The following is a 26,332-nucleotide window of genomic DNA, read 5'->3' on the forward strand; positions in this document are numbered from 1 at the left end:
ATGACTGACAAGGCTCCGCTCAAGATTCACGACCTCCGTCCGGCCCCCGGCGCCAACAAGGCCAAGATCCGCAAGGGTCGTGGCGAGGGCTCCAAGGGCAAGACGGCCGGTCGCGGCACCAAGGGCACGCACGCCCGCACCACGATGCTCCCGGGCTTCGAGGGTGGCCAGGTGCCGCTGCAGAGGCGTCTGCCGAAGCTCAAGGGCTTCTCCAACGCCCTGTTCAAGACGTCCTACCAGGTCGTCAACCTGGACCGCATCGGCGAGCTGTTCCCCGAGGGTGGCGACATCACCGTCGAGGCGCTGGTCGCCAAGGGCGCCGTTCGCAAGAACCAGCTCGTGAAGGTGCTCGGCACCGGCGAGATCTCCGTCGCGGTGAACGTGCAGGCGCACGCCTTCTCCGCCGCGGCGAAGGAGAAGATCGCCGCTGCCGGTGGCTCCGTTACCGAGCTGTAGCAACGCTATGACGAGGCGTGGGGGCTCTGACAATGGGCCCCCACGCCCGTAGTGCGTTAGAGTTCGCGAGACGGCAGGCTTCTGTCCGGCTCGTTTTGACAATGAGACTCAGATGGCAGATCCCCGCACCATCGCATACTCAGATCGCCGAATAGGCGCGCAGGAGGGACCGTGCTGACCGCGTTTACCCGGGCGTTCCGGACGCCGGACCTGCGCAAGAAGTTGCTCTTCACGCTGGGCATCATCGCGCTTTTCCGTCTCGGCTCGGTTCTTCCGACTCCGGGAGTTCACGTCCAGAATCTGGCGGCCTGTTTCGACCAGGCACGCAACTCGTCCACCGGCAACCTTTATGGGATGGTGCAGCTCTTCAGCGGCGGTGCGCTGCTGAAACTTTCGGTGTTCGCGCTCGGCATCATGCCGTACATCACCGCGAGCATCATCCTCCAGTTGCTCGTCGTGGTGATTCCACGTCTTGAGGCGCTGAAGAAGGAAGGCCAGGCCGGCCAGACCAAGATCACGCAGTATACGCGTTACCTGACCATCGGCCTCGCGATCCTGCAGTCGACCGCCTTCATCGCCCTGGCCCGCACCAGGCAGCTGTTCCCCAACTGCCAGCAGGACGTGCTGATCGACCCCGACAACATCTTCACCATCGTGACGATGGTCATCATCATGACGGCCGGCACCTCGGTCATCATGTGGCTGGGCGAGCTGGTCACCGACCGCGGCGTCGGCAACGGCATGTCCATCCTGATCTTCACCCAGGTCGTGGCGGTCTTCCCGTCCGAGCTGGTCAACATCTTCAAGGCCAACCCGTTCACCTTCACGGTGGTCATGGTGGTCGGCGTCTTCATGATCGCCGCGGTGGTCTTCGTGGAGCAGGCGCAGCGCCGCATCCCCGTCCAGTACGCCAAGCGGATGGTCGGGCGCCGGATGTACGGCGGCACCTCCACCTACATCCCGCTGAAGGTCAACCAGGCCGGCATCATCCCGGTCATCTTCGCCTCCTCGCTGCTCTACCTGCCACAGCTCATCACCTCGCTCTTCTCGACGAGCGACAACGTGGTCATCCGGTGGATCTCCCAGAACCTGGCCACGGGCGACACCCCGATCTACATGACCACGTTCTTCCTGTTGATCATCTTCTTCACGTACTTCTACGTGTCCATCACGTTCAACCCCGCTGAAGTCGCCGACAACATGAAGAAGTACGGTGGGTTCATTCCGGGCATCCGCCCCGGCCGGCCGACGGCTGAGTACCTCAACTTCGTGCTCACCCGCCTGACCGCCCCGGGGTCGCTCTATCTGGGTCTGATCTCCATGGTCCCGATCGTCGCCCTGGCGGTGTCCGGTGCGAGCCAGAACTTCCCGTTCGGAGGGACGAGTATTCTGATCATGGTAGGCGTCGGCCTGGACACGGTGAAGCAGATCGAGAGCCAGCTGCAGCAGCGTAACTACGAAGGCTTCCTGCGGTAGTGCGTCTCGTTCTGGTGGGGCCCCCCGGAGCGGGTAAGGGGACGCAGGCCCAGTACATCGCATCGAACCTGTCCATCCCGAAGATCTCGACAGGTGACATCTTCCGTGCCAACGTCTCCGGAGGCACGGACCTCGGCAAGCTGGCCAAGACGTACATGGACCGCGGCGACCTGGTGCCCGACGAGGTCACCATCGCCATGGTCCGCGACCGCCTGTCCGAGCCCGACGCGCAGGACGGGTTCCTGCTCGACGGGTTCCCGAGGAACGTCGCGCAGGCGGAGATCCTGCGCGACATGCTCAAGGACTGGGGCCAGGCGCTCGACCTGGTCCTGGAGCTGGTCGTGGACGACGACGAGGTGGTCCGGCGGCTGGCCGGCCGCCGCACCTGCAGCCAGTGCGGCCGCATCTGGCACGTCGACTTCGACGACAAGAAGGACGACAGGTGCGACGCGTGCGGAGGCGTGCTCTTCCAGCGCGACGACGACAAGGAAGAGACCGTCAGGCACCGCCTGGAGGTCTACCAGGAGCAGACCGCGCCGCTGATCTCCTACTACGCCGGCGAGGACATCCTCGTCGGGGTCGACGCCACCGGGCCGGTCGAGGAGGTCACCCGGCGGGCCATGGAGGCGATCCACCCTTTCATGGGGTAGCTGCGGCGGCATCGACATGCGGAGGTGGCACGGGGTCCCGTGCCACCTCGCGGCTATTGTGGGGGAATTGGGCCCCCACCGTGGCCCGTTGAGACCCAGGGGGGCAGAACATGTTCAAACGAAACCGTCACGGCATCCAGATCAAGTCGCCGGAGCAGCTGGAGAAGATGCGGGCGGCCGGGCTGGTGGTCGGGCGCACGCTCGACCTGCTGAAGCGCTCGGTCGAGCCGGGCATGACGCCGCTCGACCTCGACTCCATCGCCGAGAAGGCGATCAGGGGAGAGGGCGCGATCCCGTCGTTCAAGGGCTACCAGGGCTTTCCCGCGACGATCTGCGCATCCGTCAACGACGAGGTCGTGCACGGCATCCCGACCAACGCCCGCAAGCTGCGCGAGGGCGACATCATCTCGATCGACTGCGGCGCCATCCTGGACGGCTGGCACGGCGACTCGGCCGTCACGGTCCCGGTCGGCGAGGTGGACCCCAAGCTGCTGGAGCTGATCCGGGTGACCGAGGAGGCCATGTGGCGCGGCATCCTGGCGCTGCGGCCCGGCCGGCACCTGTCGGACATCGGCCACGAGGTCGAGCGCTACGTCAAGTCCCAGGGCCGCTACGGCATCCCGCCCGAGTACGGCGGCCACGGCATCGGCACCGAGATGCACATGGACCCGTGGATCGCCAACCACGGCCGGCCCGGCCGCGGCCCGGTGCTGGAGGAGGGCATGTGCCTGGCCATCGAGCCGATGGTCAACCTGGGCACCGAGCGCACCCGGGTGCTGGCGGACGAGTGGACCGTGGTCACCGTGGACGGGAAGTACTCCGCGCACTTCGAGCACAGCGTCGCCGTGACACATAATGGTCCTTGGGTGCTGACCGCCCTGGACGGGGGCGAAGGGCGCCTGAGCCGGCCGCAGAACTGACCTGGAGTGGTGGGATGGCCAAGAACAGCCCTGAGATGCGTGCCTCCGATGCCGACCGCGACCGGGTTGCCGCCGTCCTCCGCGAGCACACCGCGCAGGGCCGCATCACCATGGACGAGTTCAACGATCGGCTCGAACAGCTCTACAAGAGCAGGACCTACGGTGACCTGGCCAAGCTGACGGCCGACCTGCCCGAGGTCGACCTGCGCCACCGCCCGGCCAAGGCGTCCCAGCCGGTGCAGAAGCGCGACATGCACACGGGCATGAAGGCGGCCTGGGGCGCGTGGGCGATGGCGAGCGGCATCAACTGGGTGATCTGGTTAATCGTGAGCCTCACCTCGGGCGAGGTCGTCTACCCCTGGCCGCTGTGGGTCATGGGCCCGTGGGGCGTGATCCTGCTGATGAGCACCATCTTCGGCAACAACCAGCCCAAGCAGCGCTAGCGACTGTGCACTACTGCACTGTGTGCATTCGTGCGCAGTGCGGATACGTCCGGATTCCTAACGTGAGCGGTGTCGGCACACGACTACCGAAGGAATCCACATGCGTAAGCTCTTCGCGGCCACCGCTCTCGCCGGCTCGCTGGCGGTCACCGGGCTCGCCATGGCCGCTCCCGCCGCCCAGGCGGCCACCGCGGGCGCCCAGACGGCCGCCACGTCCGCGAGCTCCGTCCACAGCTGGGGCAAGTACTACTCCAGCAACCGCAAGGCCTACACCTACGGCAAGACCTGGAAGAAGGGCAACCGGGTCTACACGCACTGGTACGGCAAGTCGCACGCGAAGCGCGGCTACGTCTGGTTCCGGTACTACTCCGGCGGCAGCTGGCACTCCTTCTACCGCGGCTGGAACGGCTCGCACCACGAGCAGTGGTCGCAGCCGGGGATCAAGAAGCTCTACACCTACACCTGCTGGAGCGCGCCCAAGAAGTACTGCGGCCCGGTCCACCGCATCTACTGACCGATCCTCTCGTCCCCGTAGAAGGAGAAGTTCGTCCCCGTAGAAGGCCCGCCGGGTTCTCTCCCCCGGCGGGCCTTTCGGTGTGGCGGTGGGGTACACTATGACGTGGTTGTGTCAGGACACCTGGCACGCATTTCGCGTTTTGGGCTCAGGTGTCGTACACTCCTTAGTCGGCTCACTATGACTTATCACGCGTCGGTGGTCCTTGCCGATCGCCGCTCTCTCCGAAGCGTGAAGGTCGCGGCTGCGTAGTGAACCGGAGCCTCAGACGACCGATCAGTGAAACGCGAGGAATTTTGGCCAAGAAAGACGGCGCCATCGAGATCGAGGGCACTGTGGTCGAATCGCTCCCGAACGCCATGTTCCGGGTGCAGCTCGACAACGGCCATAAGGTCCTGGCCCACATCAGCGGACGGATGCGGATGCACTACATCCGGATCCTGCCGGACGACCGGGTAGTCGTTGAGCTGAGCCCCTACGACCTGACTCGTGGGCGGATCGTCTACCGATACAAGTAACGGCGGAATCCGCAGCGTAGCGAGGGCCTCCGCCGTCAGGCGCGAGCTCCGCTCGCAAGGAAGCACGTCTGAGGAACGAAGGACAATGAAGGTAAAGCCGAGCGTCAAGAAGATCTGCGACAAGTGCAAGGTGATCCGCCGGCACGGTCGCGTCATGGTGATCTGCGACAACCTGCGCCACAAGCAGCGCCAGGGCTAGTCGCCGCAAGGCTCCTCCGAGTCCGCCCCGAATGAGGGAGCGGGCTCGACGTATGAGGAGCCCGCACTCAGTAAGCGCGTCCCAGCCTGGACAGGCGGCCTCCGGCCGAACCGTCCAGGAGACCCCCGGTCGGAGGCCGGGGCCCTCACCCCGGGCATGGGGAGGGGTTGTGCGGCGCAAGACCTCCGCCACAGAAAAGGAGAATGCCCGCCATGGCTCGCCTGGTCGGCGTCGACCTCCCCCGCGAAAAGCGGCTGGAGATCGCTCTCACCTACATTTACGGGATCGGCCGCACCCGCGCCAAGGAGATCCTCGAGGCCACTGGTGTCAGCGGGGACCTGCGGGTCCACCAGCTCAGCGACACCGAGCTCGTTCCGATGCGTGACTACATCGAGGCGAACTTCAAGATCGAGGGTGACCTGCGCCGCGAGGTTCAGGCCGACATCCGTCGCAAGATCGAGATCGGGTGCTACCAGGGCATCCGGCACCGCAAGGGCCTTCCGGTCCACGGTCAGCGCACGCAGACCAACGCGCGCACCCGCAAGGGCAAGAAGAAGACCGTCGCCGGCAAGAAGAAGCCCGGTAAGAAGTAGTCCTCGCAGCCGCTGGACCGAAGACCTCAGGAGTAACGGCAAACAATGCCTCCTAAGAGCCGCCAGGGCGCCCCGAAGAAGGTGCGCCGCAAGGAGAAGAAGAACGTCGCTCACGGGCATGCCCACATCAAGAGCACGTTCAACAACACCATCGTCTCGATCACCGACCCCAACGGGAACGTGATCTCCTGGGCCAGCGCCGGCCACGTGGGTTTCAAGGGCTCCCGCAAGTCCACCCCGTTCGCCGCCCAGATGGCCGCCGAGAACGCCGCCCGCCGCGCCATGGAGCACGGCATGCGCAAGGTCGACGTCTTCGTCAAGGGTCCCGGCTCCGGCCGTGAGACCGCGATCCGCTCGCTGCAGGCCACCGGCCTGGAGGTGGGCTCGATCCAGGACGTCACCCCGGTTCCGCACAACGGTTGCCGGCCGCCGAAGCGCCGCCGCGTCTGAGATAGCCCAGGAGATATAGAGAAATGGCTCGTTACACGGGCGCGGACTGCAAGCTCTGCCGTCGCGAGAAGACCAAGCTCTTCCTCAAGGGCAGCAAGTGCGAATCCGCCAAGTGCCCCATCGAGATCCGTCCTTACCCGCCGGGTGAGCACGGCCGCGGACGCCCCAAGGAGTCCGAGTACCAGCTTCAGCTTCGCGAGAAGCAGAAGACCCGCCGCATCTACGGCGTCCTCGAGAAGCAGTTCGCGAACTACTACGAGGAGGCCACCCGCAAGTCGGGCAAGACCGGTGAGGTGCTGCTCCAGATCCTGGAGAGCCGCCTCGACAACGTGGTCTACCGCGCCGGTTTCGCCCAGTCGCGGGACGCCGCCCGCCAGCAGGTCCGCCACGGGCACATCCTGGTGAACGGCAAGAAGGTCGACATCCCGTCGTACCGCGTGCGCGAGCACGACATCATCGAGGTCCGCGAGAACAAGCGCAACCTCCTGCCCTACGAGGTCGCGCGCGCGACCGCGGGCGAGCGCACCATCCCGGCGTGGCTCGGGGTCGTGCCGGACAAGCTCCGCGTCCTGGTGCACCAGCTGCCGGTCCGGCAGCAGATCGACACCCAGGTTCAGGAGCAGCTCATCGTCGAGCTTTACTCGAAGTGAGCCTCGACCGAGGTGTGGTTCGCCGCACCTCGGTTACGCTTTTCATCGGAGTGGCGTCATATAGCGGGCGCCACACGAAAAAGGGGAGAACCCGCACATGCTGATCGCTCAGCGCCCGACTCTTCTCGAAGAGTCCCTCGACGACACCCGCTCCCGGTTCGTGATCGAGCCGCTGGAGCCGGGCTTCGGCTACACCATCGGCAACTCGCTGCGTCGCACGCTGCTGTCGTCCATTCCGGGCGCGGCCGTGACGAGCATCCGGATCGAGGGCGTGCTGCACGAGTTCTCGACCGTTCCCGGGGTCAAGGAAGACGTCACCGACATCATCCTCAACCTCAAGGAGCTGGTCGTCTCCTCCGAGCACGACGAGCCGGTCGTGATGTACCTGCGCAAGCAGGGCCCCGGTGAGGTCACCGCCGCCGACATCGCGCCCCCGGCCGGTGTCGAGGTGCACAACCCCGAGCTGCGCATCGCCACGCTCAACGGCAAGGCCAAGCTGGAGATGGAGCTGACCGTCGAGCGCGGCCGCGGCTACGTCTCCGCCGCCCAGAACAAGCAGCCGGGCCAGGAGATCGGGCGCATCCCGATCGACTCGATCTACTCGCCGGTGCTCAAGGTCACGTACAAGGTCGAGGCCACCCGAGTCGAGCAGCGCACCGACTTCGACCGCCTCATCCTGGACGTCGAGACCAAGCCCGCCATGAAGCCCCGCGACGCGGTGGCCTCGGCCGGCAAGACCCTCGTCGAGCTGTTCGGCCTGGCCCGCGAGCTCAACGTCGAGGCCGAGGGCATCGACATCGGCCCGTCGCCCACCGACGCCGCCCTGGCGGCCGACCTGGCGCTGCCGATCGAGGAGCTCAACCTCACCGTCCGCTCGTACAACTGCCTCAAGCGCGAGGGCATCCACACCGTGGGCGAGCTGGTCGCGCGCAGCGAGCAGGACCTGCTCGACATAAGGAATTTCGGCGCCAAGTCGATCGAAGAGGTCAAGCAGAAGCTGCACGAGATGTCGCTGTCGCTCAAGGACTCCCCTCCCGGGTTCGACCCGAGCGCGGTGGCCGGCGGCGGCTACGACGACGACGACAGCGCGTACGTCGAGACCGAGCAGTACTGATCACCACACACAGATAGCGCGGGCCCCCTCGCAGAAGGGGGTCTGGCGGCCCGACTCCGGTACCTGGCACGGCCGGGGCGGGTTGACTCCTGAGGAGAAGATCCCATGCCCAAGCCCACCAAGGGTGCACGTCTTGGCGGCAGCCCGGCGCACGAGCGGCTGATCCTGGCCAACCTGGCGACCGACCTGTTCCGGCACGGCAAGATCCGCACGACGGTCACCAAGGCCAAGCGCCTGCGCCCGCTGGCGGAGCGCCTGATCACCAAGGCGAAGAAGGGCGACATCCACAACCGTCGCCAGGTCCTGACCGTCGTCAAGGACAAGGGCGTCGTTCACCACCTCTTCACCGAGATCGCGACGACGTTCGCCGAGCGTCCCGGTGGCTACACCCGCATCACCAAGATCGGGGCCCGCAAGGGCGACAACGCCCCGATGGCGGTCATCGAGCTGGTCACCGAGCCGCTGAACGCCGTCACCACGCGCCGCACCACGGCTCCGGCCGAGACCGCCGCCCCGGCCGCCGCTCCGGCGACCGAGGCCGCCGAGGGTCCTGAGGCTTCCGAGGCCGAGGAGCCCAAGGCCGAGGCCGCCGAGGCTTCGGAGGCTTCCGAGACCGAGGCCGCCGAGACCGAGAAGGGCGAGGCCGCCGAGGCCGAGGCTCCTGAGGCCGCGGCGAAGAAGGACGAAGCCTGATCTTCCAGGCAGGCTGAATCGGGCCCGGAACCCCTCCGCGGGGGCCGGGCCCTTTTCCATAGGGAGGGTTCATCGTGGTACGGCTCCGCCTCGACCTCGCCTACGACGGCGCCGGCTTCTCCGGCTGGGCCAGGCAGCCCGGGCGGCGCACGGTCCAGGGCGAGCTGGAAACGGCGCTCGGGCGGATCCTGCGCCTCGGCGAGCCCGCCATGCTGACCGTGGCCGGACGCACCGACGCCGGGGTGCACGCGCGCGGCCAGGTCGCCCACGTGGACGTGCCCGACGAATCGCTGGCCGAGCTGGACGGCAACCGGCCGCAACCGCAGAGCGTGGACGAGCGGCTCGCTGCGCTCGTCCGGCGGTTGGGTGGGGTTCTGCCCCCGGACGTACGGGTTCACGGCGTCTGCGTGGCTCCTGCGGGCTTCGACGCCCGGTTCTCGGCGCTGTACCGGCGGTACGCGTACCGGGTGTGCGACGCCGCGGGCGGCGTGGACCCGCTGCGGCGGCACGAGATCCTCTGGCACAACCGGCCCCTGGACCTCGGCGCGCTCAACGCCGCGGCGGCCCGGCTCCTCGGCGAGCACGACTTCGCCGCCTTCTGCAAGAAGCGCGAGGGGGCCACGACCATCCGCGAGCTGCAGCGGCTCGACTGGGTACGCGAGCCGGGCGGCGTGCTCGTGGCCACCGTCGTGGCCGACGCGTTCTGCCACTCGATGGTGCGGGCGCTGGTCGGCTCGCTGCTGGCGGCCGGCGACGGGCGGCGCCCGGTGGAGTGGCCCGGCGAGGTGCTGGCGCGGGCCGTCCGGGACTCGGGCATCCACGTCGCGCCCGCCCACGGGCTGTGCCTGGAGGAGGTCGGCTACCCGGCGGACGAGGGGGCACTCGCCGCGCGTGCCCAGGCCACGCGGCGAGTACGGACCCTCTCAGTCCTTGGTGACGCGGCGCTCCAGGACCAGTGAGGTCTGGTCGCGGAAGGCGCCGCTGACCTTCGGCAGCGTCTTGTCCTTCTCGGACGGGTTACGTCCGTCGGCGTGCGTGGCGTAGCTGAAGACGATGTACCGGCCCCAGACCAGGCCGGCCGCGTACCCGCCGGCGATCTGCACCCGCTCGCCGCCCGAGCCCTCAGGGCCGGGCAGGGGGCGGAACCAGACGTTCTTGGCCAGATCCTTCGCCTGGTCGGCCGCCGTGGCCGCCTCCTTGGTCGGCAGGACCGCGATGCCCGTGGTGACGGCGTAGCGCTTCTTGCCGTCCACGTAGGTGGCGCGCAGGACACGGGTGCACTTCTGCGCGTCGAGCGCCTCGGCGAAGGCGCCCGTGGCGGCCTTGCCGCAGGTCGTCTCCATGACGGCCTTGACCCGCTTGAACGTCGTCCCGGCCGCGCTCACCTTCTTCTTCGGGAACGCCTCCGACAGCGACAGCTTCTGCGGGTCCGTCTGCTCGGAGTTGAGGATGGACGCGCCGGGGCCGTCGGTGGAGGCGGTCGTCTGCTGCCCTTGGCCCTGTCCCTGGCCCGGGTCGGACGGGGCGGCGGTCCTGGCGGCGGCCGTGGTGGGGCTGGGGCTGCTCACCGCCTGGTAGGCGAAGAAGCCGCCCGTGGCGATCCCCGCCAGGGCCAGCGCGCCCAGGGTCACCAGCAGCGCCCGCTTGCCGCCGCCGCCCGACGGGGGTGGCGGCGGGGGCGGGATCTGGAACGGCGGCTGCTTGAACGCCCCCGGCGGGAACGCCGGGGCGCTCGCCGTGCCCTTCTGCGCGGTCGTGGCCACACCCTGGGGCGGGGTCGGCAGGTCCAGGCTGGTGGACTTGCGCTGGCCCCAGGTGTCCCTGGAGAAGGGGAGGTCGGGGAGCTGTTGTTGGTGGTGGTGTGGTGGCGGGGCGGCGGGGACAGGGGTGGGCGGCCAGACCGGGACGTCGCCGGGCTCCGGGGGGTCGACGAGCTCCTGAGGGCCGGTGGAGGCGTCGTCCGGGGTGGACGGGGTGGGGTCGTCCGAGGGCTGGGGCGTGTCGTGGTCAGGGGCGGCGTTCTCGGCCGGAGGTGGGAGAGTGGCCTCGCGGTCGATGGCCACGGGGGCGGCCAGGGGGACCGTGTGGCCCTGGTGCTGGGGGGGCTCCGGGGCGGTCGCGGGGGTGTCGCCCTGGGCGGGGTTCCCGTGCGCGGGGTTGTCCTGTGCTGGGTTCCCGTGGGCTGAGTTCCCGTGGGCTGGGTTCCCGTGTGCGGCGTTCTCAGGCGTGGGGTCGTTGCCGGGCGTGGGGCCGGTGCCGTGGGGGGCGGCCTGGCCGGGCGGCCGGACGTTCGGGCCGGAGGCGATGGCCTGGCCGGGCGGCGGGACGTTCGGGCCGGAGGCGGGGTGCGAGAGGCCCGCGGGCCCGGCGATGGGGTGCGGGCCGCTGTGGCGCGGGTCGTCCGGAGGCGTGGCGGGATGCGGGCCGCTGGTACGCGCGCCGGCTGGGGGCGTGGCAGGGTGCGGGCCGCTCGTATGCCGGATGCCCGGGCGGGTGGTGTCGGAGGGCGGGGCGGCCGGGCCGGGAGAGGGCTGGTCCGGGGTGCCCGCGGCGGGGTGGTGGGGTGGCCGGGGGACGCCCTCGGGCTCGGTGGCGTCGGGGTCGAAGGCGGAGGGCTGCGGCGGCTCGTCGGGCTCGGCCACCAACTCGCCCGTGGCGGCGGGCCACGGGGGTACGGCGTGCGGGTCCGAGACGGGAGCGGGCCATACGGGCATGCCCGCCGCCGCCGCGGTGAAGGCGGGGGGCGGCTCCCACGATGGCGTGCCGGGCACGGCCGGGTGCGCGGGCCAGGGCGGCATGTCCTGCGCCGCCTGCTCGGCAGACTGCGGACTCCCCTCGCCGGCCGCCGGAGCGGCGGGCCAAGGAGCGGGCCCTACGGGGGGCACACGGCCGGCTGAGGTCTGCCCCTCCTGCAACGGCCCAGCCCAGGGGTTGCCGGCGTGCGGCCGCGGGTCCTGCGGCACGGAACCCTCGGCGTCCGGTTGCGGGACGCGGGGGGCGGGGCCCCCGGCATGGGGCTGCGGGGCGTAGGGCGCGAGACCTTCGGCGTGCGGCTGCCGGGCGTGCGGTGCGGGACCCTCGGCGTGCGGCGGCGGGATGTGGGGCTCGGAGGGGGGTCGGGGGGTCGGGGTGTGGCCTGGCGGGGCAGGGGGTGCCGAGCGGGGCTGGGGGTGGCCCGGGTGTATCGGGCCGGAAGGGGCCGACGGGCCGTGGCCGGTCTGGACGGGATGCCCGGGATGTCCGGGGCCGGGCTGCGCTGGATGAGCGGCGTTCGGCGGAACCGGGTGACCGGGGCCGAAAGGGCCCGAGTGGACGGCGTTCGGCGGAGCCGGATGGTCGGGGCCGAAGGGGCCCGGGTGGCTGGCGTTGGGTGGAGCCGGATGGTCGGGGCCGAAGGGGCCCGGGTGGCCGGCGTTCGGCGGAGCCGGGTGGCCGGGGGCGAGGGGGTCCGGGTGGCCTGGGGTAAAGGGGGCCGGTTGCGCGGCGTTGGGTGGAGCCGGGTGGCTAGGAGTGAAAGGGATTGGGGGGCCCGCGTTCGGCGCGGCCGGGTGGCTGAGGCCGGGGTGCGCTGGGTGGCCGGCGTTCGGCGCAGCCGGGTGGCCGGCGTTCGGTGCGGTTGGGTGGCCGAGGTCGGGGTGTGTGGGGTGACCGGCGTTCGGTGCGGCCGGGTGTGTGGGGTTCGGGGGAGTTGGGTGTGCGGGGGTGGAGAGGGTCGGGGGAGTGGCCGGGTGGCGGGGGGTGTGGGAAGGGCGGCCGGGGTCCGTGGTGGGGTTGTCGGCGTGCCAGTCGTACGGGGCGTCGGCTTCTGCGGGGACCTCCCACGGCTGGGACGCCCCGGCCTCCGCCTCAGCTCCGGCGCCGGTCCCGGGCCTGGACCCGTATCCGGACCCGGACCCGGGCCCCGTCCCGGGCGGCTCGCTGAGCGGTGGGGACGTGAGAACGGGAGGGACGACGAACTGCGGCTCGTCGCCCGGCTCCTCCTCGCCGGGAGTGAACACCGGCGGGACGTCTCGCCCCCGTCCGTGGGGCTGACCGAAGCTCGGCGGCGGCGTCGCAGGTCCGGCCGTGTTGTCGGCGTCCCTGCGATCGTGTTCGGACCCGGGTTCCTGACCACGCATAGGGCGAGCCTAGCGAGAGAGGGGTGATCATTACGCCGGTATGGGCGTTCCCAGGGGCAACGGGCATCCCGTTTGGGGGAGTTAGGGCCTACGAAGACGGGTTACGCCGTCGCGCTGCCGTTCAGCGTCCGGTTGTCCAGTGCCTTGAAGACCGTGGCTTTCGTGATGTCGTCAATGGCCTGGGAAATGCGCTTTTGTCCCTTGGAATCGGGCTTGGCGCCGTCCTTGTTCTGGAACCACACCATGATCGCGTAATGGCCGTGGGTCCAGATGCGGGCCCCGCCGCTGCCCGACCCTAGAAGCTTGGTGACACTGTCCTTACCGGCGAGCGGCTTCACGTAGTTCTTCGTGTCGCCGGCCTTGGCGACCTTGCTCGCGTTCTTGGCGGTCGAGAGGTTGGCCACGCCGACCGTGCCGATCACCTTGCCCGCCTTGTCGCGGAAGCTCGCGCGGACGAGCTGGGTGCACTTGGCGGTCTTGAGCGCCTTCTGCAGCTTGTCGCCCAGCGCGCCGTCGGTGCACTTCTTGTCCTTGCTGGTGACCGTCATCTCGTAGCCGCGGCCGGCGGCGGTGAACTTGCCCTTCTTTCCGAAGAGCTCCTTCACCGAGATGGGGTCGGGGTCGGTGGAGCGGTTCTCCGCGTAGCCGTACTTGCCGGGCGGGACCGACGGCAGCGGGGCCGAGGTGCGCAGCGGCTCGGCGGTCTCGGCCGTGCTGGGGCTGTCGGCGTTCCACATGACGGCGATGCCGGCGCCGAGCGCGCCGAGCAGCAGCACCCCGCCGATCGCGAACCACAGCGGCGCGCGCGAGCGCGGGCCCTCGTCGTAAGGGCTCCAGCCGATCCTGCTGTTGACCTGTTGCGGCGCCCCGGTGGCGGCCGGCTCGCCGGACGCCGGCTGCGGCCCCTGCTGCGCTTGCGGCCCCTGTTGCGCCTGCGGCCCCTGCTGCGTCTGCGGAGGGACGTCGTAGGCGGGGCGGGCCCGGCGGGAGCGGCGGGGGGCGCCCTCCTGAGGGGTGCCGGGCTGCTCCGGATAGGGCGGCCTGGGGCCAGGCTGCCTGGGGCCGGGCTGGTCGGGGTCAGGCTGCTCGGGGAAACCCATGCGGCGACATTACCGCGCCGAGGGTCGCCGCATCTCCTCGATCGCGACGGCGCCCGCCACCGGACGGGACGGAAAACGGCACTCCACCGCAGATCGAACGCTCGCGCGGCTTCCCCGGCGGGGAGGAGGTCAGCGGGTCCCGAAGTCCTGGGTCCACCACGGGCCGTCGGGGCCGGAGGCGACGCCGACGCCGATGGTCTTCAGCCGGCAGTCGAGGATGTTCCTGCGGTGGTCGTCGCTGCCGAGCCAGCCGCGCACCGCCTCGTCGGCCGTGCTGTAGCCGGCGCCGATGTTCTCCGCGGCGCCGTAGCGGTAGCCGGCCCGCTCCATGCGGTCCCAGGGGGAGGCGCCGTCGGGGGAGTTGTGGGTGAGCTGCCCGGTGCGCGCCATCTCCAGCGAGTGCGTACGGGCCGAGCGCGTGAGCCCGGCGTCCACCCGCAGCGGCCCGCAGCCGCGCCGCGCCCGGGCGGCGTTGGTGAGGGAGACGACCTCGGACGCCATGCCGGGGACGAGCGCCACCTCGGCTCCCTGGTCGCCGCCGAGCACCTGCGTGGGGTCCTGCTGGTTGTCGGAGAAGCCGGGGATCTGGCTGTCCGTACGCTTGGCGCTGGGCCTGGGGGTCGCGCCGCCGCGGCCGGGGAGCCGGTTGGTGGTGACCTCCCTCGGGATGCTCTCCAGCTGTTGCAGCGCCTTCTTCGCCGAGGTCGGGGCCGGGTTGGCGGTGGCGGCGGCGGGCGGGACGGTGCCGTTGAGATAGACGTGCGGGCTGGCGCTCGGGCTGTCCGTCAATCGACCGATCAGTACGCCGGTGAACAACACCGCCGCCATGAGGCAGGTCAACACACCCAGATGGCTCCGGCGCCGAGCGCCCCGCTGGGTTGGCCGGGTGTGAGAGTTCTGCCACATACCGCAGTCAACGATAGGGATGTCGGGTCCTGGGAAAGAAGGGGTCCCAGGGAAACGAAATCGAACCGTTCTGAGTCGGGTAGACTCGTCCGCGGGTACCGGTCTTTTGACCTGCAGACAGGCGGGCGGGTAACCTAATCGTTCGTTGTGTGCATAGGTCCTGCGTGACCAATGCGCGGCGCGTCCGGCGTCATCTCCCATCGTGCGGAGACGGAAGGTCCGGGCCGTCGTGTGCCCGCACCGACCGACCAATGTGGCTGTCACATCCTGACAGCGCCGAAGACGCGAGCATAAAGAAGGCTACGACCGTGCGCACGTACTCACCGAAGCCCGCCGACGTCCAGCGTCAGTGGTACGTCATCGACGCGACCGATGTCGTGCTGGGCCGGCTGGCCAGCCACGTCGCGACCCTGCTCCGCGGCAAGCACAAGCCGATCTTCGCCAACCACGTCGACACCGGTGACTTCGTCATCGTCATCAACGCGGACAAGGTCGCGCTGAGCGGCAACAAGCTTGAGCAGAAGAGGGCGTACCGCCACTCGGGTTACCCGGGCGGTCTGCGTTCCGTCTCGTACGGCGAGCTCATGGAGAAGCGGCCGGAGAAGGCCGTCGAGAAGGCCGTCAAGGGCATGCTGCCGAAGAACTCCCTCGGCCGGAAGATGGCGAAGAAGCTGAAGGTCTACGCGGGTTCCGACCACCCGCACCAGGCGCAGAAGCCCGTGCCGTTCCAGATCACCCAGATCGCCCAGTAGCAGTAGCGAAAGATTCAGAGGAGAACCGTGGCTGAGCCCACCGGTGTCGAGACGGCCGTAGAGACGGCCGAGCTGGAGGACTACTCCGGCGAGGACTTCCCTTCCGAGTACACCACCGAGTCCGCCGCCAGCGCCGACGCTCCCGTGCGCAAGCCCGTCACCACGGGCAACTCGTACGGCACCGGCCGCCGTAAGGAGGCGATCGCCCGCGTGCGCATCGTCCCCGGCACCGGCAAGTGGACGATCAACGGTCGTTCGCTCGACACCTACTTCCCGAACAAGGTCCACCAGCAGATCGTCAACGAGCCCTTCGTGGTGCTCGGCGCCGAGGAGGCGTTCGACGTCATCGCCCGCATCGACGGCGGCGGCGTGACCGGGCAGGCCGGCGCGCTGCGCATGGGCCTGTCGCGCGCGCTGGCGATCCTGGACGTCGAGGTCAACCGCCCGCCGCTGAAGAAGGCCGGCTTCCTCACCCGTGACGCCCGCGCCACGGAGCGGAAGAAGTACGGCCTCAAGAAGGCCCGCAAGGCTCCGCAGTACAGCAAGCGCTGAGTTGGCGCGCCTTTTCGGCACCGACGGGGTGAGAGGGGTCGCGGGCCGCGACCTCACGGCCCAGCTCGCCATGGACCTGTCCGTGGCGGCGGCCCACGTCCTCGGCGATGCAGGCGCGTTCGCCGCCACCGGGCGTCATCCGGTGGCGGTCGTAGGCCGGGACCCGCGTGCCTCGGGAGAGTTCCTCGAGGCGGCCGTGGTCGCCGGCCTCGCGGCGTCCGGCGTGGATGTGCTGCGCCTCGGCGTGCTGCCCACTCCGGCCGTCGCCCACCTCACGGCGGCGCTCGGCGCCGACCTCGGCGTCATGCTGTCGGCCTCGCACAACGCGGCGCCGGACAACGGCATCAAGTTCCTGGCCCGCGGCGGCTTCAAGCTGTCGGACGCGGTCGAGGACGAGATCGAGCGGCGGCTCGGCGAGGAGTGGAGCTTCCCCGTCGGCTCCGGCGTGGGCCGGGTGCGCGACGCGTACGGCGAGGCCGACCGCTACATCTCGCACGTGCTGACCACGATGAACCGCCCGCTCGACGGGCTCAGCGTGGTGGTCGACTGCGCCCACGGCGCCGCCCACATGGTGGCGCCCGAGGCGCTGGTGCGCGCCGGCGCCCGCGTCGAGGCCATCGGGGCCCGCCCCGACGGTCTCAACATCAACGACGGGTACGGCTCCACCCACCTCGACCGGCTCCGCCAGGTGGTCGTCTCGCGCGGCGCGGACCTGGGCGTGGCCTACGACGGCGACGCCGACCGCTGCCTCGCGGTCGACCACACGGGCGAGATCGTGGACGGCGACCGGATCATGGCGATCCTGGCCGGCGCCATGCACGACGAGGGCCTGCTGGCCAAGGACACCGTGGTCGCGACCGTGATGTCCAACCTGGGCTTCAAGCTGGCGATGCGCGAGGCGGGCATCTCCGTGGTGGAGACCGCGGTGGGCGACCGCTATGTGCTGGAACGCATGAAGTCCGAGGGCTACAACCTCGGCGGCGAGCAGTCGGGCCACGTCATCATGCTGGACCACGCCACCACCGGCGACGGCCTGCTCACCTCGCTCCACCTGCTGGGCGTGGTGGCCAAGGCGGGCGTGCCGCTGAAGGAGCTGGCCGCGGTGATGACGCCGCTGCCGCAGATCCTCATCAACGTCAAGGGCGTCGACAAGGCCAAGGCCGGCGCCGGCGAGCTGGCGGCCGCGGTGGCCGCGGCCGAGGCGGAGCTGGGGGAGACCGGCCGGGTGCTGATCCGGCCGAGCGGCACCGAGCCGATGATCCGGGTGATGGTCGAGGCCGCGTCGGAGGAGCACGCCACCCAGGTGGCCAACCGGCTCGCCGACGTGGTGCGCACGGCCTGCGCCTGACCGGCCCGCTTCAGGGTGAAGGGCCCGCGGAACGCTCCGCGGGCCCTTCGCTTACCCCTGGACCTGTCGCCCTTCCCGCCCGCCCGCCGATTATTCGTCCCCGGTGAGGGAGAAGGCACGCAGGCGGTGGCCGGCCCAGAGGACGCCCGCGATCGTGACGACGAGCAGGGCCGGGATGGCGAAGCCGAGCGTGACGTCGGCGCGGAAGAACGGGGAGTCGGTGATCTGGGCGGCCACGGACTGGCCCCAGTGCTGGATGGAGAACTTGCGGGCGCCCGGGACGAGGTTGCCCACCAGGCTCTCCCAGACCAGGGCGTAGATGACGCCGATCGTGACCGCGTGCCGGGTGACGACGCCCAGCAGCAGGAAGACGGCCGCGTAGGCGATGCCGGAGACCAGGGAGCCGAGGGCGAAGCCGGCCGCGATGCCGGCCTCGTCGCGGACCAGGAGCCAGCCCGCCACGTACGTCGGCACCGCCGCGAAGACCGCCAGCAGCGAGACCGCGACGGCGAACTTGGTGCGGACGATGACCGGGCGGGAGATCGGCTTGGACATCAGGTGGATGATCGTGCCGTCGTCGATCTCCGGGGCGATGACGCCGGTGCCGGCGATCAGGCCGAGCAGCGGCAGCATGGTGCCGATGGCGAAGGTCTGCAGCAGCAGCACGGCGTTGCGCTGGCCGCCCTCGCCGACGAGCAGGAACAGCACGGCCAGCCCGATCAGCGCGAGGGGCAGCAGGAGCAGCAGGATGATCCGGCGGCGGCCGAGCAGAGCGCGGTAGGTGATCCCCGCTACGACGGTGTTCATCAGGTGCTCCGGTTGATCAGGTAGGAGAAGACGCTCTCCAGGTCCTCGTCGGCGGGGGAGACCTGGTGCAGGCGGACGCCCTCGGACCGGGCGAGCTTGGGGAGGAGGCGGGCGAAGCGGCGGAACTCGGTCGCCTGGACCTCCAGGCCGTCGGGGCGCAGCGTGATGCCGCCGGCCGAGGGGTCGCGGATGAGGGCGGCGGCGAGCTTGCGGTCGTCGCTCGAACGGATCATGAACAGGTGCGGCCGGTCGGTCATCAGCCGCCGGATCTCGCGGAAGTTGCCCGAGGCGGCGTGCCGCCCGGCGACCAGCACCTCGATGTGCTGGGCGACCCGCTCGACCTCCTCCAGGATGTGCGAGCTGAACAGGATGGTCTTGCCGGCCGTGCCCATGCCCCTGATCAGGTCCATGAGGTGCAGGCGCTGGCGCGGGTCCATGCCGTTGAACGGCTCGTCCAGCAGCAGCACGGGCGGGTCGTGGACGAGCGCGGCGGCGACCTTGACGCGCTGGCGCATGCCCTTGGAGTACGTCTCCACCCGCCGGTCCTTCGGCTCCTCCATCTCCACGGTGGCCAGGGCCTTGCGGGCGGCCTCGACGGGGTCGGGCAGGCCGTGGAGCCGGGCGGCGGACAGGACGAACTGCCAGCCGGTGAGGAAGCCATACACGCCCTCACGTTCCGGGACCAACCCGATATTTCGGTAAATATGGTGGTTCTTCCAGACACGATCGCCGTCCAGCGTGACCGTGCCGCCCGACGGGGCCAGGAACCCGGCCATCATGTGCAGGAGCGTCGACTTGCCCGCGCCGTTCGGCCCGAGCAGGCCGGTGACGCCGGGGCCGATCGTCATCGTCACGTCGTTGACGGCCACGACGTTGCCGTACCAGCGGGACACCTGTGAGAGCTCGATCTTCATCGCGCGGCCGCCTTCCGGTAGCGCAGGGCGAGGGCGGCCAGGCCGGCGGCGATCAGCAGCACGAGGATCGCCGCGGAGGCCGGCCCGCTGGGGTAGGGGCCCTCGATGGAGTGCGGCGGGGTGCCGAACAACCAGGACTGCACGGAGTCCACCAGCCAGAACGGGTTCAGCAGCCACGCCCAGGCGCCCTCCGCCTGGTGGCCGGTCGAGGCGAGCGCGCCGTAGACCACGGGGACCGCCGCCGACGACATCAGGTAGACGACCATCACCGAGGCCACGCCGAGCCCGCGCCGCGGCGTGAACGAGGCCAGCGCCAGCCCGAACACCGACAGCAGCACGGCCAGCACCAGGGCCATGAGCATCGCGCCTGCGTACTCGCCGGTGGCCGGGGCGCCCGGCATGTCCACGACCAGCTCGCCGACGAAGGTGAGCGTGAGCGGCACCGCGACGAGCAGGAACAGCGCCGCGGTCATGGCGGCGACCTTGGCGGTGACGTACTCGGTGACCGAGACCGGCCGCGACAGGTAGAGCGGCAGCACGCGGTAGCGCAGGTCGGGGGCGACCACGGTGGGCGCCTGCGAGGCCAGGAAGATCGCCACCACCGCCTGCATGACCACGGCGAACCCGCTGTAGGGGATGCCGCGCTGCTTGAGCAGGGCCATCAGGGCGATGCTCACCACGGAGGGCAGCAGCATGATGGCGAACAGCGCGAACGGCATGATCTTGCTGCGGGCCGGGCGGCCGAGGCCGAAGACGCCGCGCAGGCTGTGCGCCGCCAGCGCCCGCAGCGTGTGGGCGCGGCCGAGCCGGGGCCCGTCGTAGTGCCGGTAGCCGATGTCGTAGATCTCAGACACCCACGGCCTCCTCCCTGAAGACGTCCTCGATGCGGTGGCGGCCCTGCTCCATCCGGATCAGGCACAGGTCGAGCTCGGCGGCGGCGTCGCGGACGGCGTCGTAGGTCTCCGGCCCCAGCACCTTGACCACCAGCAGCCGGCCCTGCGGCGAGACGGTCTGCCCGGCCTCGGCCAGCCGGGCGGCCAGCGCCTCCGCGCCCTCCTCGACCTCGACCGTGACGGTCTGCGTGGCCTGGGTGAACTCGCCGATGGCCGACGAGCGCAGCAGCCGCCCGGCGTCGATGACGATCACGTGGTCGCAGATGCGCTCCAGCTCGCCCAGCAGGTGGGAGGTGACCACGACGCTGATGCCGAACTCGGTGCCGATGCGGCGCACCAGCGCCAGCATCTCGTCGCGGCCGCGCGGGTCGAGGCCGTTGGTGGGCTCGTCGAGGAAGATCAGCTTCGGGTCGTGGACGAGCGCCTGGGCCAGCTTGACCCGCTGCTTCATGCCGGTGGAGTAGCCGCCGACCGGGCGGTAGCGCTCCTCGGCCAGGCCGACGTGGCGCAGCACGTCGGCGGCGCGCTCGCGGGCGGCGGTGCGGGGCAGCCCGGACATCCGGGCGAGGTGGACGACCAGCTCGGTGGCGGAGACGTCGGGGGGCAGGCATTCGTGCTCGGGCATGTAGCCGACCTGCCTGCGGATCTCGGCGCCCTGGGAGGTGACGTCCAGGTCCAGGACGCGGGCCGTGCCGCTGCTGGGCGGCAGCAGGCCGAGCAGGATCTTGATCAGCGTCGACTTGCCCGCGCCGTTCGCCCCTACCAGCCCGGTCACGCCGGGGCCGACGGCGACCGTGAGCTGGTCGACCGCGGTGACGGTGGGGAAACGTCTGGTCAGCCCCTCGGTGGCGAGGATGTGCATGAGCCGGACCCTACCCGGGCGGTCCCGGCCGTGGCCTCGGTCATACGGATGAACGTCGTCCTACTTGAGGCCAGAATCTGCGCTGGACCATCAGGGTGAGAGTGCCCGAGATGACCATGCCGAGCACGTTGACCGCGAGCTGGGAGACCGAGCCGGCGACCTCGGTCCAGTCGCCCAGCGCCAGCGCGACCGCGGCGTAGCCGGCCGCCGGGACCGTGGTGACCGAGATGAACACCCCGATCAGGGCCGAGGACTTGCCCGCCGTGACCGACAGCACCCCGGCCGTCCCGGCCAGCAGCGCCACGATGAACGACCACCGGTCGGGCTTGACGATGAACTGCATCTCCGCGTTGCCGCGCAGGTTCTCCATGCCGATCCAGCCGAGCAGGTGCATGGCCAGCGCGCAGGCGAAGGTGACGACGACGGCCACCAGGAAGCCGATGACCAGCGTGCGGAGCGAGGTGGCGATGAGGTGGCCGCGGCGGTGCAGCAGGCCGAAGCAGACGGCGGCGATCGCGCCGAACTCGGGCCCGAGCACCATCGCGCCGACGATGAGGATCGGCGAGTTCTGCAGCACGCCGACGCTCGCCAGCAGGGTGGCGATGGTGAGGAAGGTCAGGTACGCCCAGGTGATGCGGGAGTCGGACGACACCCGCTGCGCCAGCTCCTCCCAGACCACCGCGTCGTCCGGGTCGCCCGGCGCCTCCTCGACCGCCTCGACCGCCACCTTGGACAGCGACAGGTCCACCTGCTCGGCGGCGATCGAGCCCTCCTCCTTGAGCCAGTCGAGCCGGCTGATGACCTCGTTGGCCGACTCCCTGGCCGCGTCGCAGAGGATCACGTCGCCCTCGGGCACCCGGCCCGCGCCGGCCAGGACGACGATGTTGGTGACGCCGGGGCACTCCTCCAACACCGCCGTCACCTCGTCGGTGCGCGCGGCCGGGCTGATGAGTCGCAGGTGCAGCACGAGCCCATTGTCGCGGATCACCCCGTACGGGATGGACGGGGAGGGGTGGGGTCAGGTCCGGCGCAGTCGTACGTGCCGGACGGAGTGGTCGGGGCCCTTCTTGAGGACGAGGTCGGCCCGGCCCCTCGTGGGGGCGATGTTCTCGACCAGGTTGCGCTCGTTGATGTCCCGCCAGACGTTGACGGCGAAGGCGGTGGCCTCGTCGTGGGAGAGCTGCGCGATGTGCCGGAAGTACGACTTCGGGTCCTCGAAGGCGGTGCGGCGCAGCTTGTGGAAGCGCTCGACGTACCAGGTGCGGATGTCCTCGGCCCTGGCATCGACGTAGATGGAGAAGTCGAAGTAGTCGTTGACGGCGAGGGAGGTGGGCGGGGCGGGTTGCAGGACGTTGAGTCCCTCGATGATGAGGATGTCCGGGCTCTTCACGGTCTGTACGGCACCGGGCACGATGTCATATTCGAGGTGGCTGTAGACCGGGGTCCCCACCTCGGCGACCCCCGCCTTGACCGCCGCCACGAACCTGACCAGCGCCCGCCGGTCGTAGCTCTCGGGAAAGCCCTTGCGCTGCATGATCCCCTTGGAGTCCAGCACCGCGTTGGGGTAGAGGAAGCTGTCGGTGGTGACCAGCTCCACGTGCGGGTGCTCGGGCCAGCGGGCCAGCAGCGTGTGCAGCAGCCGCGCCGTGGTGGACTTGCCCACCGCGACGCTCCCGGCGATGCCCAGGATGTACGGCACGCGCCCCTCGGGATGGCCGAGGAAGGCGCTCAGCACGCTGCTGCGTTGCTTGGATCCGGTGAAGTGCAGGTTGAGCAGCCGGGTCAGCGGAAGGTAGATGTCGGTGACCTCGGTCAGGTCGATCGGGTCGTCGAGACCGCGCAGCTCCTCCAGCTCTTCGGCGGTGAGAGTCAAGGGCGTGTTCTTGCGGAGCTCGCTCCACTGCTCCCTGCTCAGTTCCACGTAGCCGTTGTTCACCTAGGCAGCGTAGCGATGAGCGGGGCGCGGGATCTTGGGCGGCCCCCGGCTCGTTCCTCCACAGCCTGTGGATAAATCATGGGGATTATCGAGAGCCAGTTCGGGGAACGAAGATCGGTCCGGCGAAATCGTCATGCGGCGGTTGGCGGCGGGCTACTGTTCCGAGGCGTGGACCGTCGCCGCTTCCTCGCCCGCCTGGCCGCCGCCGGCATCGCCGGCCCCTTCGCCGGAGTCGCCTGCGCGGGGCGGCAGGGCGGCGCCCAGGCCGCCCCCAGCGGCTACGGGCCGCCGCGCCCCGTCCGCGACCTGCGGGACGGCAAGGTACGCCTGCACCTGCCCGACGGGTTCCGCTACCGCTCCTTCAGCGCGGCGGGCGAGCGGTTCAGCGACGGCGGCGAGGTGCCCGGCCGGCACGACGGCATGGCGGCCTTCGCCGGGCCGGGCGGCAGCGCGATCCTGGTCCGCAACCACGAGGTCGGCGGCGCGGTCGGCGCGTTCGGCGACCGCGACCGCGCCTACGACCCGATGGCCGGCGGCGGCACCTCGACGCTGCGGGTCACCCGCCAGGGCGAGGTGATCGACAGCCGCCCGTCGCTCACCGGCACCATGCTCAACTGCTCGGGCGGCCCCATGGCCTGGCGGGCCTGGGTGAGCTGCGAGGAGACCGTCAACGGCCCCGACGTGGCCGACGACGCCGGCGGCGAGGGCAACGCCAGGCTCACCGAGAAACACGGCTACATCTTCGAGGTGCCGCTCGGCCGCGCCGCCACGGCCAGGCCCATCAGGGCGGCCGGGCGCTTCCCGCACGAGTCGGCCGCCTTCGACCCCTCCTCCGGGGCGATCTACCTGACCGAGGACAACTTCTCCCACCCGTCCGGGTTCTACCGCTACCTGCCGCCCAAGCACCCGGTGCTGGCCGGCGGGCTGCTCGACGGCGGGCGGCTGCAGATGCTGGCCGTCGCCGACGCCGACCGCAAGGACCTGTCCCTCGGGCAGCCGGCGGGCGCGGCGTACGCCACCGAGTGGGTGGACATCGACGACCCCGACCCCGAGTTCCGGGGGCGGCCGGCGTACCACGAGGCCGTGCAGGCCGTCGGCCGCCAGGGCCGGGCCAAGGGCGCGGCGATCTTCGCCCGGCTGGAGGGCGCGGTCCACCACCAGGGCACGGTCTACTTCGTCTCCACCCAGGGCGGCGACACCTCCCCGGCCGACCCCATGCCCGACGGCTTCGGCAAGGGCCGCGGCCAGGTGTGGGCGTACGAGACGTGGAGCGGCCGGCTCAGGCTGGTCTACGAGTCGCCGCGCGCGTCGGTGCTCGACCTGCCCGACAACGTCACCGTCAGCAGGCGCGGCACGCTCGTGCTGTGCGAGGACGGCGACGGCGACAACTACCTGCGCGGCCTCACCCGGGACGGGAAGCTGTTCGACTTCTGCCGGCTCCAGCCGATCCCCGGCGACCCCGGGGCCGAGTTCGCCGGCTCCACGTTCGGGCCGGGCGGGCACACCCTCTACGTCAACGTCCAGGCCAAGCAGGGCAGGACGTTCGCCATCTGGGGCCCCTGGGAGCGCGGGCTGTTCTAATGAGGACATGATCCTGGGCATCGGCGTGGACGTGGTGGACATCGCGCGCTTCGAGCGGGCTCTCGAACGCACCCCGGGCCTGCGCGAGCGGCTGTTCACCGAGGGCGAGCGGCCGCTGCCCGCGCAGTCGCTGGCGGCCAGGTTCGCCGCGAAGGAGGCCGTGGCCAAGGCGCTGGGCGCGCCCCGCGGGCTGGAGCACCAGGAGGCCGAGGTGTGCCGCGGCGAGCTGGGCAGGCCGGAGCTGCGGGTCAGCGGCCGGGTCGCCGAGGTCGCCCACGAGCTGGGCGTCAAGCGCTGGCACCTCTCGCTCAGCCACGACGCGGGCGTGGCCGTGGCCTATGTGATCGCTGAGGGATAGCTTCGGATCATGCGCACCGCCTACACCGCCGACCAGATCCGCGCCGCCGAGCACGCCCTCATGGCCGGGCTGCCGCCGGGCACGCTCATGCAGCGCGCCGCCGCCGGGCTCGCCGCCGCCTGCGCCGGCCTGCTGGGCCGCGTCTACGGCAGCCGGGTCGTGCTGCTCGTCGGCAGCGGCGACAACGGCGGTGACGCGCTCTACGCGGGCGAGCGGCTGGCCCGGCGCGGCGCCCGGGTGGAGGCGGTCCTCGCCGGGTCGAAGACGCACGAGGACGGGCTGGCCGCGCTGCTGGGCGCCGGCGGCCGGGCGACCGGTCCCGACCCGCGGGACGCGCTGGAGCGGGCCGACCTGATCGTGGACGGGCTCGTCGGGATCGGGGTCTCCGGGGCGCTGCGGGAGCCGTACGCGGGGCTGGTCGCGGCGGCGAACGCCGCCCGCGCCCCCGTCGTCGCCGTGGACGTGCCGAGCGGCGTGGACGCCGGCACCGGCCGCGTCGAGGGCGCGGCGGTACGCGCCCAGGTGACCGTCACCATGGGCGCCCGCAAGACCGGCCTGCTGGTGGACCCCGGTGCGGCGTGCGCGGGCCGCGTCGAGCTGGTGGACATCGGGCTCGGCCCTTTCCTGCCCGACCCCGACGTGGCCGCGCTCACCGACGGCGACGTGGACGACCTGCTGCCCCGCCCCGGCAAGGAGTCCGACAAGTACCGCAGGGGCGTGCTCGGCGTGCTGGCCGGCAGCGACCTCTACACCGGCGCGGCCGTGCTGGCCGTGGGCGGGGCGCTGCGGGCCGGGGCGGGCATGGTCCGCTACGCCGGCCCGGCCGAGCCCGTGGCGCAGGTGCGCGCCGCCTGGCCGGAGGCCGTGATCACGCGGCTCGACCGGCCCTCGATCGAGGACGTCGGCCGGGTGCAGGCGTGGGTGCTCGGGCCCGGCCTCGGCACCGGCGACTGGGCGCACGAGCTGGCCGCCCAGGTGCTGAGCACCCGCCTGCCGGTGCTCGTGGACGCCGACGGGCTGACCGTGGTGGCGCGCGACCGCTCGCTGCTGTTCCGCGACGCGCCGACGCTGATCACGCCGCACGCCGGCGAGCTGGCCAGGCTGATCCGCGCCGAGCGCGCGGACATCGAGGCGGCGCGGCTGGAGCACGCCCGCGCGGCGGCGGCCGAGCTGGGCGTGACCGTGCTGCTCAAGGGCTCGACCACGGTGGTGGCCGAGGAGTCCAGGCCGGTCCGGGTCAACACGACCGGCACGTCCTGGCTGGCCACGGGCGGCACCGGCGACGTGCTGTCGGGGCTGGCGGGCGCGCTGATGGCCCAGGGGCTCGGGCCGTACGACGCCGGGTCCTGCGCCGCCCACCTGCACGGGCTGGCCGGCCGGCTGGCCGCCGACGGCGCCCCGCTGGCCGCCGCCGACGTCGCGACCTGCCTGCCGGCCGCCATCCGCGCGGTCACCGGGGCGGACGCCTGAGCGCGACGGGGCGTCACCGCCGGACCGCCTGACGCGACGTCACGTTCCGGTCACCGCCC

At 70.9% G+C, this 26,332-nt stretch carries 29 protein-coding genes; 20 read left to right on the forward strand and 9 right to left on the reverse strand.

The window, feature by feature from the left end:
- The 14 genes from rplO to truA all read left to right on the forward strand — a co-directional run bounded on the left by rplO (nucleotide 1) and on the right by truA (nucleotide 9,635).
- Nucleotides 1–456, forward strand: a complete 456-nt coding sequence (gene rplO / locus AB0H75_RS00130) for a 50S ribosomal protein L15 (RefSeq protein WP_367787596.1) — start codon at nucleotides 1–3, stop codon at nucleotides 454–456.
- Between the two features lie 171 nt (nucleotides 457–627).
- Nucleotides 628–1,932: a preprotein translocase subunit SecY gene (gene secY, locus AB0H75_RS00135; RefSeq protein WP_367787599.1), complete on the forward strand. Its 1,305-nt coding sequence runs from the start codon at nucleotides 628–630 to the stop codon at nucleotides 1,930–1,932.
- A complete protein-coding gene (locus tag AB0H75_RS00140; RefSeq protein ID WP_367787602.1) occupies nucleotides 1,932–2,582 on the forward strand; it encodes an adenylate kinase in 651 nt (216 codons plus the stop codon). Before secY ends, AB0H75_RS00140 begins: the two co-directional genes overlap by 1 nt.
- Before the next feature lie 110 nt (nucleotides 2,583–2,692).
- On the forward strand, nucleotides 2,693–3,502 hold the full coding sequence (map, locus tag AB0H75_RS00145; protein ID WP_367787604.1) for a type I methionyl aminopeptidase: 810 nt from the start codon (nucleotides 2,693–2,695) through the stop codon (nucleotides 3,500–3,502).
- 35 nt (nucleotides 3,503–3,537) lie between these two features.
- The gene (locus AB0H75_RS00150) at nucleotides 3,538–3,945 is read left to right on the forward strand and encodes a DUF1707 domain-containing protein (protein ID WP_367787607.1); all 408 of its coding nucleotides are present in this window, start codon (nucleotides 3,538–3,540) and stop codon (nucleotides 3,943–3,945) included.
- Nucleotides 3,946–4,045: 100 nt separating this feature from the next.
- Complete coding sequence (locus AB0H75_RS00155; protein ID WP_367787610.1) at nucleotides 4,046–4,459, forward strand: hypothetical protein; 414 nt, start codon at nucleotides 4,046–4,048, stop codon at nucleotides 4,457–4,459.
- Nucleotides 4,460–4,755: 296 nt separating this feature from the next.
- Nucleotides 4,756–4,977 (forward strand): translation initiation factor IF-1, encoded by a 222-nt coding sequence (gene infA, locus AB0H75_RS00160; RefSeq protein ID WP_030451477.1) that lies wholly within the window; start codon nucleotides 4,756–4,758, stop codon nucleotides 4,975–4,977.
- Between the two features lie 85 nt (nucleotides 4,978–5,062).
- Nucleotides 5,063–5,176, forward strand: coding sequence for a 50S ribosomal protein L36 (rpmJ, locus tag AB0H75_RS00165; protein ID WP_003956441.1), 114 nt, complete (start codon nucleotides 5,063–5,065; stop codon nucleotides 5,174–5,176).
- 212 nt (nucleotides 5,177–5,388) lie between these two features.
- Nucleotides 5,389–5,769 (forward strand): 30S ribosomal protein S13, encoded by a 381-nt coding sequence (rpsM, locus tag AB0H75_RS00170; protein WP_080043219.1) that lies wholly within the window; start codon nucleotides 5,389–5,391, stop codon nucleotides 5,767–5,769.
- A gap of 45 nt (nucleotides 5,770–5,814) precedes the next feature.
- Entirely contained in the window at nucleotides 5,815–6,219 is a 405-nt protein-coding gene (gene rpsK, locus AB0H75_RS00175) for a 30S ribosomal protein S11 (RefSeq protein ID WP_020542285.1), read from the forward strand.
- 23 nt (nucleotides 6,220–6,242) lie between these two features.
- Entirely contained in the window at nucleotides 6,243–6,869 is a 627-nt protein-coding gene (rpsD, locus tag AB0H75_RS00180) for a 30S ribosomal protein S4 (RefSeq protein ID WP_367787615.1), read from the forward strand.
- Nucleotides 6,870–6,966: 97 nt separating this feature from the next.
- Complete coding sequence (locus AB0H75_RS00185; protein WP_020542283.1) at nucleotides 6,967–7,983, forward strand: DNA-directed RNA polymerase subunit alpha; 1,017 nt, start codon at nucleotides 6,967–6,969, stop codon at nucleotides 7,981–7,983.
- Nucleotides 7,984–8,088: 105 nt separating this feature from the next.
- Nucleotides 8,089–8,676, forward strand: coding sequence for a 50S ribosomal protein L17 (rplQ, locus tag AB0H75_RS00190; protein ID WP_367787619.1), 588 nt, complete (start codon nucleotides 8,089–8,091; stop codon nucleotides 8,674–8,676).
- Between the two features lie 74 nt (nucleotides 8,677–8,750).
- Nucleotides 8,751–9,635 (forward strand): tRNA pseudouridine(38-40) synthase TruA, encoded by an 885-nt coding sequence (gene truA / locus AB0H75_RS00195; RefSeq protein ID WP_367787622.1) that lies wholly within the window; start codon nucleotides 8,751–8,753, stop codon nucleotides 9,633–9,635.
- Here truA and AB0H75_RS00200 read toward each other — a convergent pair.
- From AB0H75_RS00200 to AB0H75_RS00210, 3 genes are all read right to left on the reverse strand, one after another.
- A complete protein-coding gene (locus AB0H75_RS00200) occupies nucleotides 9,600–11,474 on the reverse strand; it encodes a hypothetical protein (protein ID WP_367787625.1) in 1,875 nt (624 codons plus the stop codon). The genes truA and AB0H75_RS00200 overlap by 36 nt on opposite strands.
- A 1,421-nt stretch (nucleotides 11,475–12,895) precedes the next feature.
- Nucleotides 12,896–13,894 carry a hypothetical protein gene (locus AB0H75_RS00205; RefSeq protein WP_367787627.1) on the reverse strand — a complete coding sequence of 333 codons (999 nt, stop codon included), beginning with the start codon at nucleotides 13,892–13,894 and terminating at the stop codon, nucleotides 12,896–12,898.
- Between the two features lie 129 nt (nucleotides 13,895–14,023).
- Nucleotides 14,024–14,737, reverse strand: coding sequence for a CAP domain-containing protein (locus tag AB0H75_RS00210; RefSeq protein ID WP_367787629.1), 714 nt, complete (start codon nucleotides 14,735–14,737; stop codon nucleotides 14,024–14,026).
- A gap of 371 nt (nucleotides 14,738–15,108) precedes the next feature.
- Between AB0H75_RS00210 and rplM the strand changes: the two genes are divergently transcribed.
- Genes rplM through glmM form a run of 3 tightly spaced genes read left to right on the forward strand, consistent with a single transcriptional unit; the run spans nucleotide 15,109 to nucleotide 17,452 of the window.
- Complete coding sequence (gene rplM / locus AB0H75_RS00215; protein ID WP_367787630.1) at nucleotides 15,109–15,552, forward strand: 50S ribosomal protein L13; 444 nt, start codon at nucleotides 15,109–15,111, stop codon at nucleotides 15,550–15,552.
- Between the two features lie 27 nt (nucleotides 15,553–15,579).
- Nucleotides 15,580–16,104: a 30S ribosomal protein S9 gene (gene rpsI / locus AB0H75_RS00220; RefSeq protein WP_367787631.1), complete on the forward strand. Its 525-nt coding sequence runs from the start codon at nucleotides 15,580–15,582 to the stop codon at nucleotides 16,102–16,104.
- A 1-nt stretch (nucleotide 16,105) separates the two neighbouring features.
- Nucleotides 16,106–17,452 (forward strand): phosphoglucosamine mutase, encoded by a 1,347-nt coding sequence (gene glmM / locus AB0H75_RS00225; protein ID WP_367787633.1) that lies wholly within the window; start codon nucleotides 16,106–16,108, stop codon nucleotides 17,450–17,452.
- 90 nt (nucleotides 17,453–17,542) lie between these two features.
- On the opposite strand, the gene AB0H75_RS00230 is transcribed toward glmM, so the two are convergent.
- From AB0H75_RS00230 to coaA, 6 genes are read right to left on the reverse strand one after another with little or no spacing between them, the layout of a single operon-like run.
- The gene (locus tag AB0H75_RS00230) at nucleotides 17,543–18,259 is read right to left on the reverse strand and encodes an ABC transporter permease (protein WP_367787634.1); all 717 of its coding nucleotides are present in this window, start codon (nucleotides 18,257–18,259) and stop codon (nucleotides 17,543–17,545) included.
- The gene (locus AB0H75_RS00235; protein WP_367787636.1) at nucleotides 18,259–19,173 is read right to left on the reverse strand and encodes an ABC transporter ATP-binding protein; all 915 of its coding nucleotides are present in this window, start codon (nucleotides 19,171–19,173) and stop codon (nucleotides 18,259–18,261) included. The genes AB0H75_RS00230 and AB0H75_RS00235 overlap by 1 nt, the downstream gene beginning before the upstream one ends.
- Nucleotides 19,170–20,027 (reverse strand): ABC transporter permease, encoded by an 858-nt coding sequence (locus tag AB0H75_RS00240; protein ID WP_367787638.1) that lies wholly within the window; start codon nucleotides 20,025–20,027, stop codon nucleotides 19,170–19,172. Before AB0H75_RS00240 ends, AB0H75_RS00235 begins: the two co-directional genes overlap by 4 nt.
- Nucleotides 20,020–20,928, reverse strand: a complete 909-nt coding sequence (locus AB0H75_RS00245; RefSeq protein WP_367787639.1) for an ABC transporter ATP-binding protein — start codon at nucleotides 20,926–20,928, stop codon at nucleotides 20,020–20,022. The genes AB0H75_RS00240 and AB0H75_RS00245 overlap by 8 nt, the downstream gene beginning before the upstream one ends.
- Nucleotides 20,929–20,968: 40 nt before the next feature.
- Nucleotides 20,969–21,895: a DUF389 domain-containing protein gene (locus tag AB0H75_RS00250; protein WP_367787641.1), complete on the reverse strand. Its 927-nt coding sequence runs from the start codon at nucleotides 21,893–21,895 to the stop codon at nucleotides 20,969–20,971.
- A 51-nt stretch (nucleotides 21,896–21,946) separates the two neighbouring features.
- A complete protein-coding gene (gene coaA, locus AB0H75_RS00255; RefSeq protein WP_367790432.1) occupies nucleotides 21,947–22,849 on the reverse strand; it encodes a type I pantothenate kinase in 903 nt (300 codons plus the stop codon).
- Nucleotides 22,850–23,032: 183 nt separating this feature from the next.
- Between coaA and AB0H75_RS00260 the strand changes: the two genes are divergently transcribed.
- From AB0H75_RS00260 to AB0H75_RS00270, 3 genes are read left to right on the forward strand one after another with little or no spacing between them, the layout of a single operon-like run.
- Entirely contained in the window at nucleotides 23,033–24,445 is a 1,413-nt protein-coding gene (locus AB0H75_RS00260) for a PhoX family phosphatase (RefSeq protein ID WP_367787644.1), read from the forward strand.
- 7 nt (nucleotides 24,446–24,452) lie between these two features.
- Nucleotides 24,453–24,803 carry a holo-ACP synthase gene (locus AB0H75_RS00265; RefSeq protein ID WP_367787647.1) on the forward strand — a complete coding sequence of 117 codons (351 nt, stop codon included), beginning with the start codon at nucleotides 24,453–24,455 and terminating at the stop codon, nucleotides 24,801–24,803.
- Between the two features lie 9 nt (nucleotides 24,804–24,812).
- Entirely contained in the window at nucleotides 24,813–26,273 is a 1,461-nt protein-coding gene (locus AB0H75_RS00270) for an NAD(P)H-hydrate dehydratase (protein WP_367787649.1), read from the forward strand.
- The last annotated feature ends 59 nt before the right edge of the window (nucleotides 26,274–26,332 follow it).

Origin of the sequence: Nonomuraea sp. NPDC050783 (genome assembly GCF_040802095.1) — a bacterium.
Taxonomy (GTDB): Bacteria; Actinomycetota; Actinomycetes; order Streptosporangiales; family Streptosporangiaceae; genus Nonomuraea.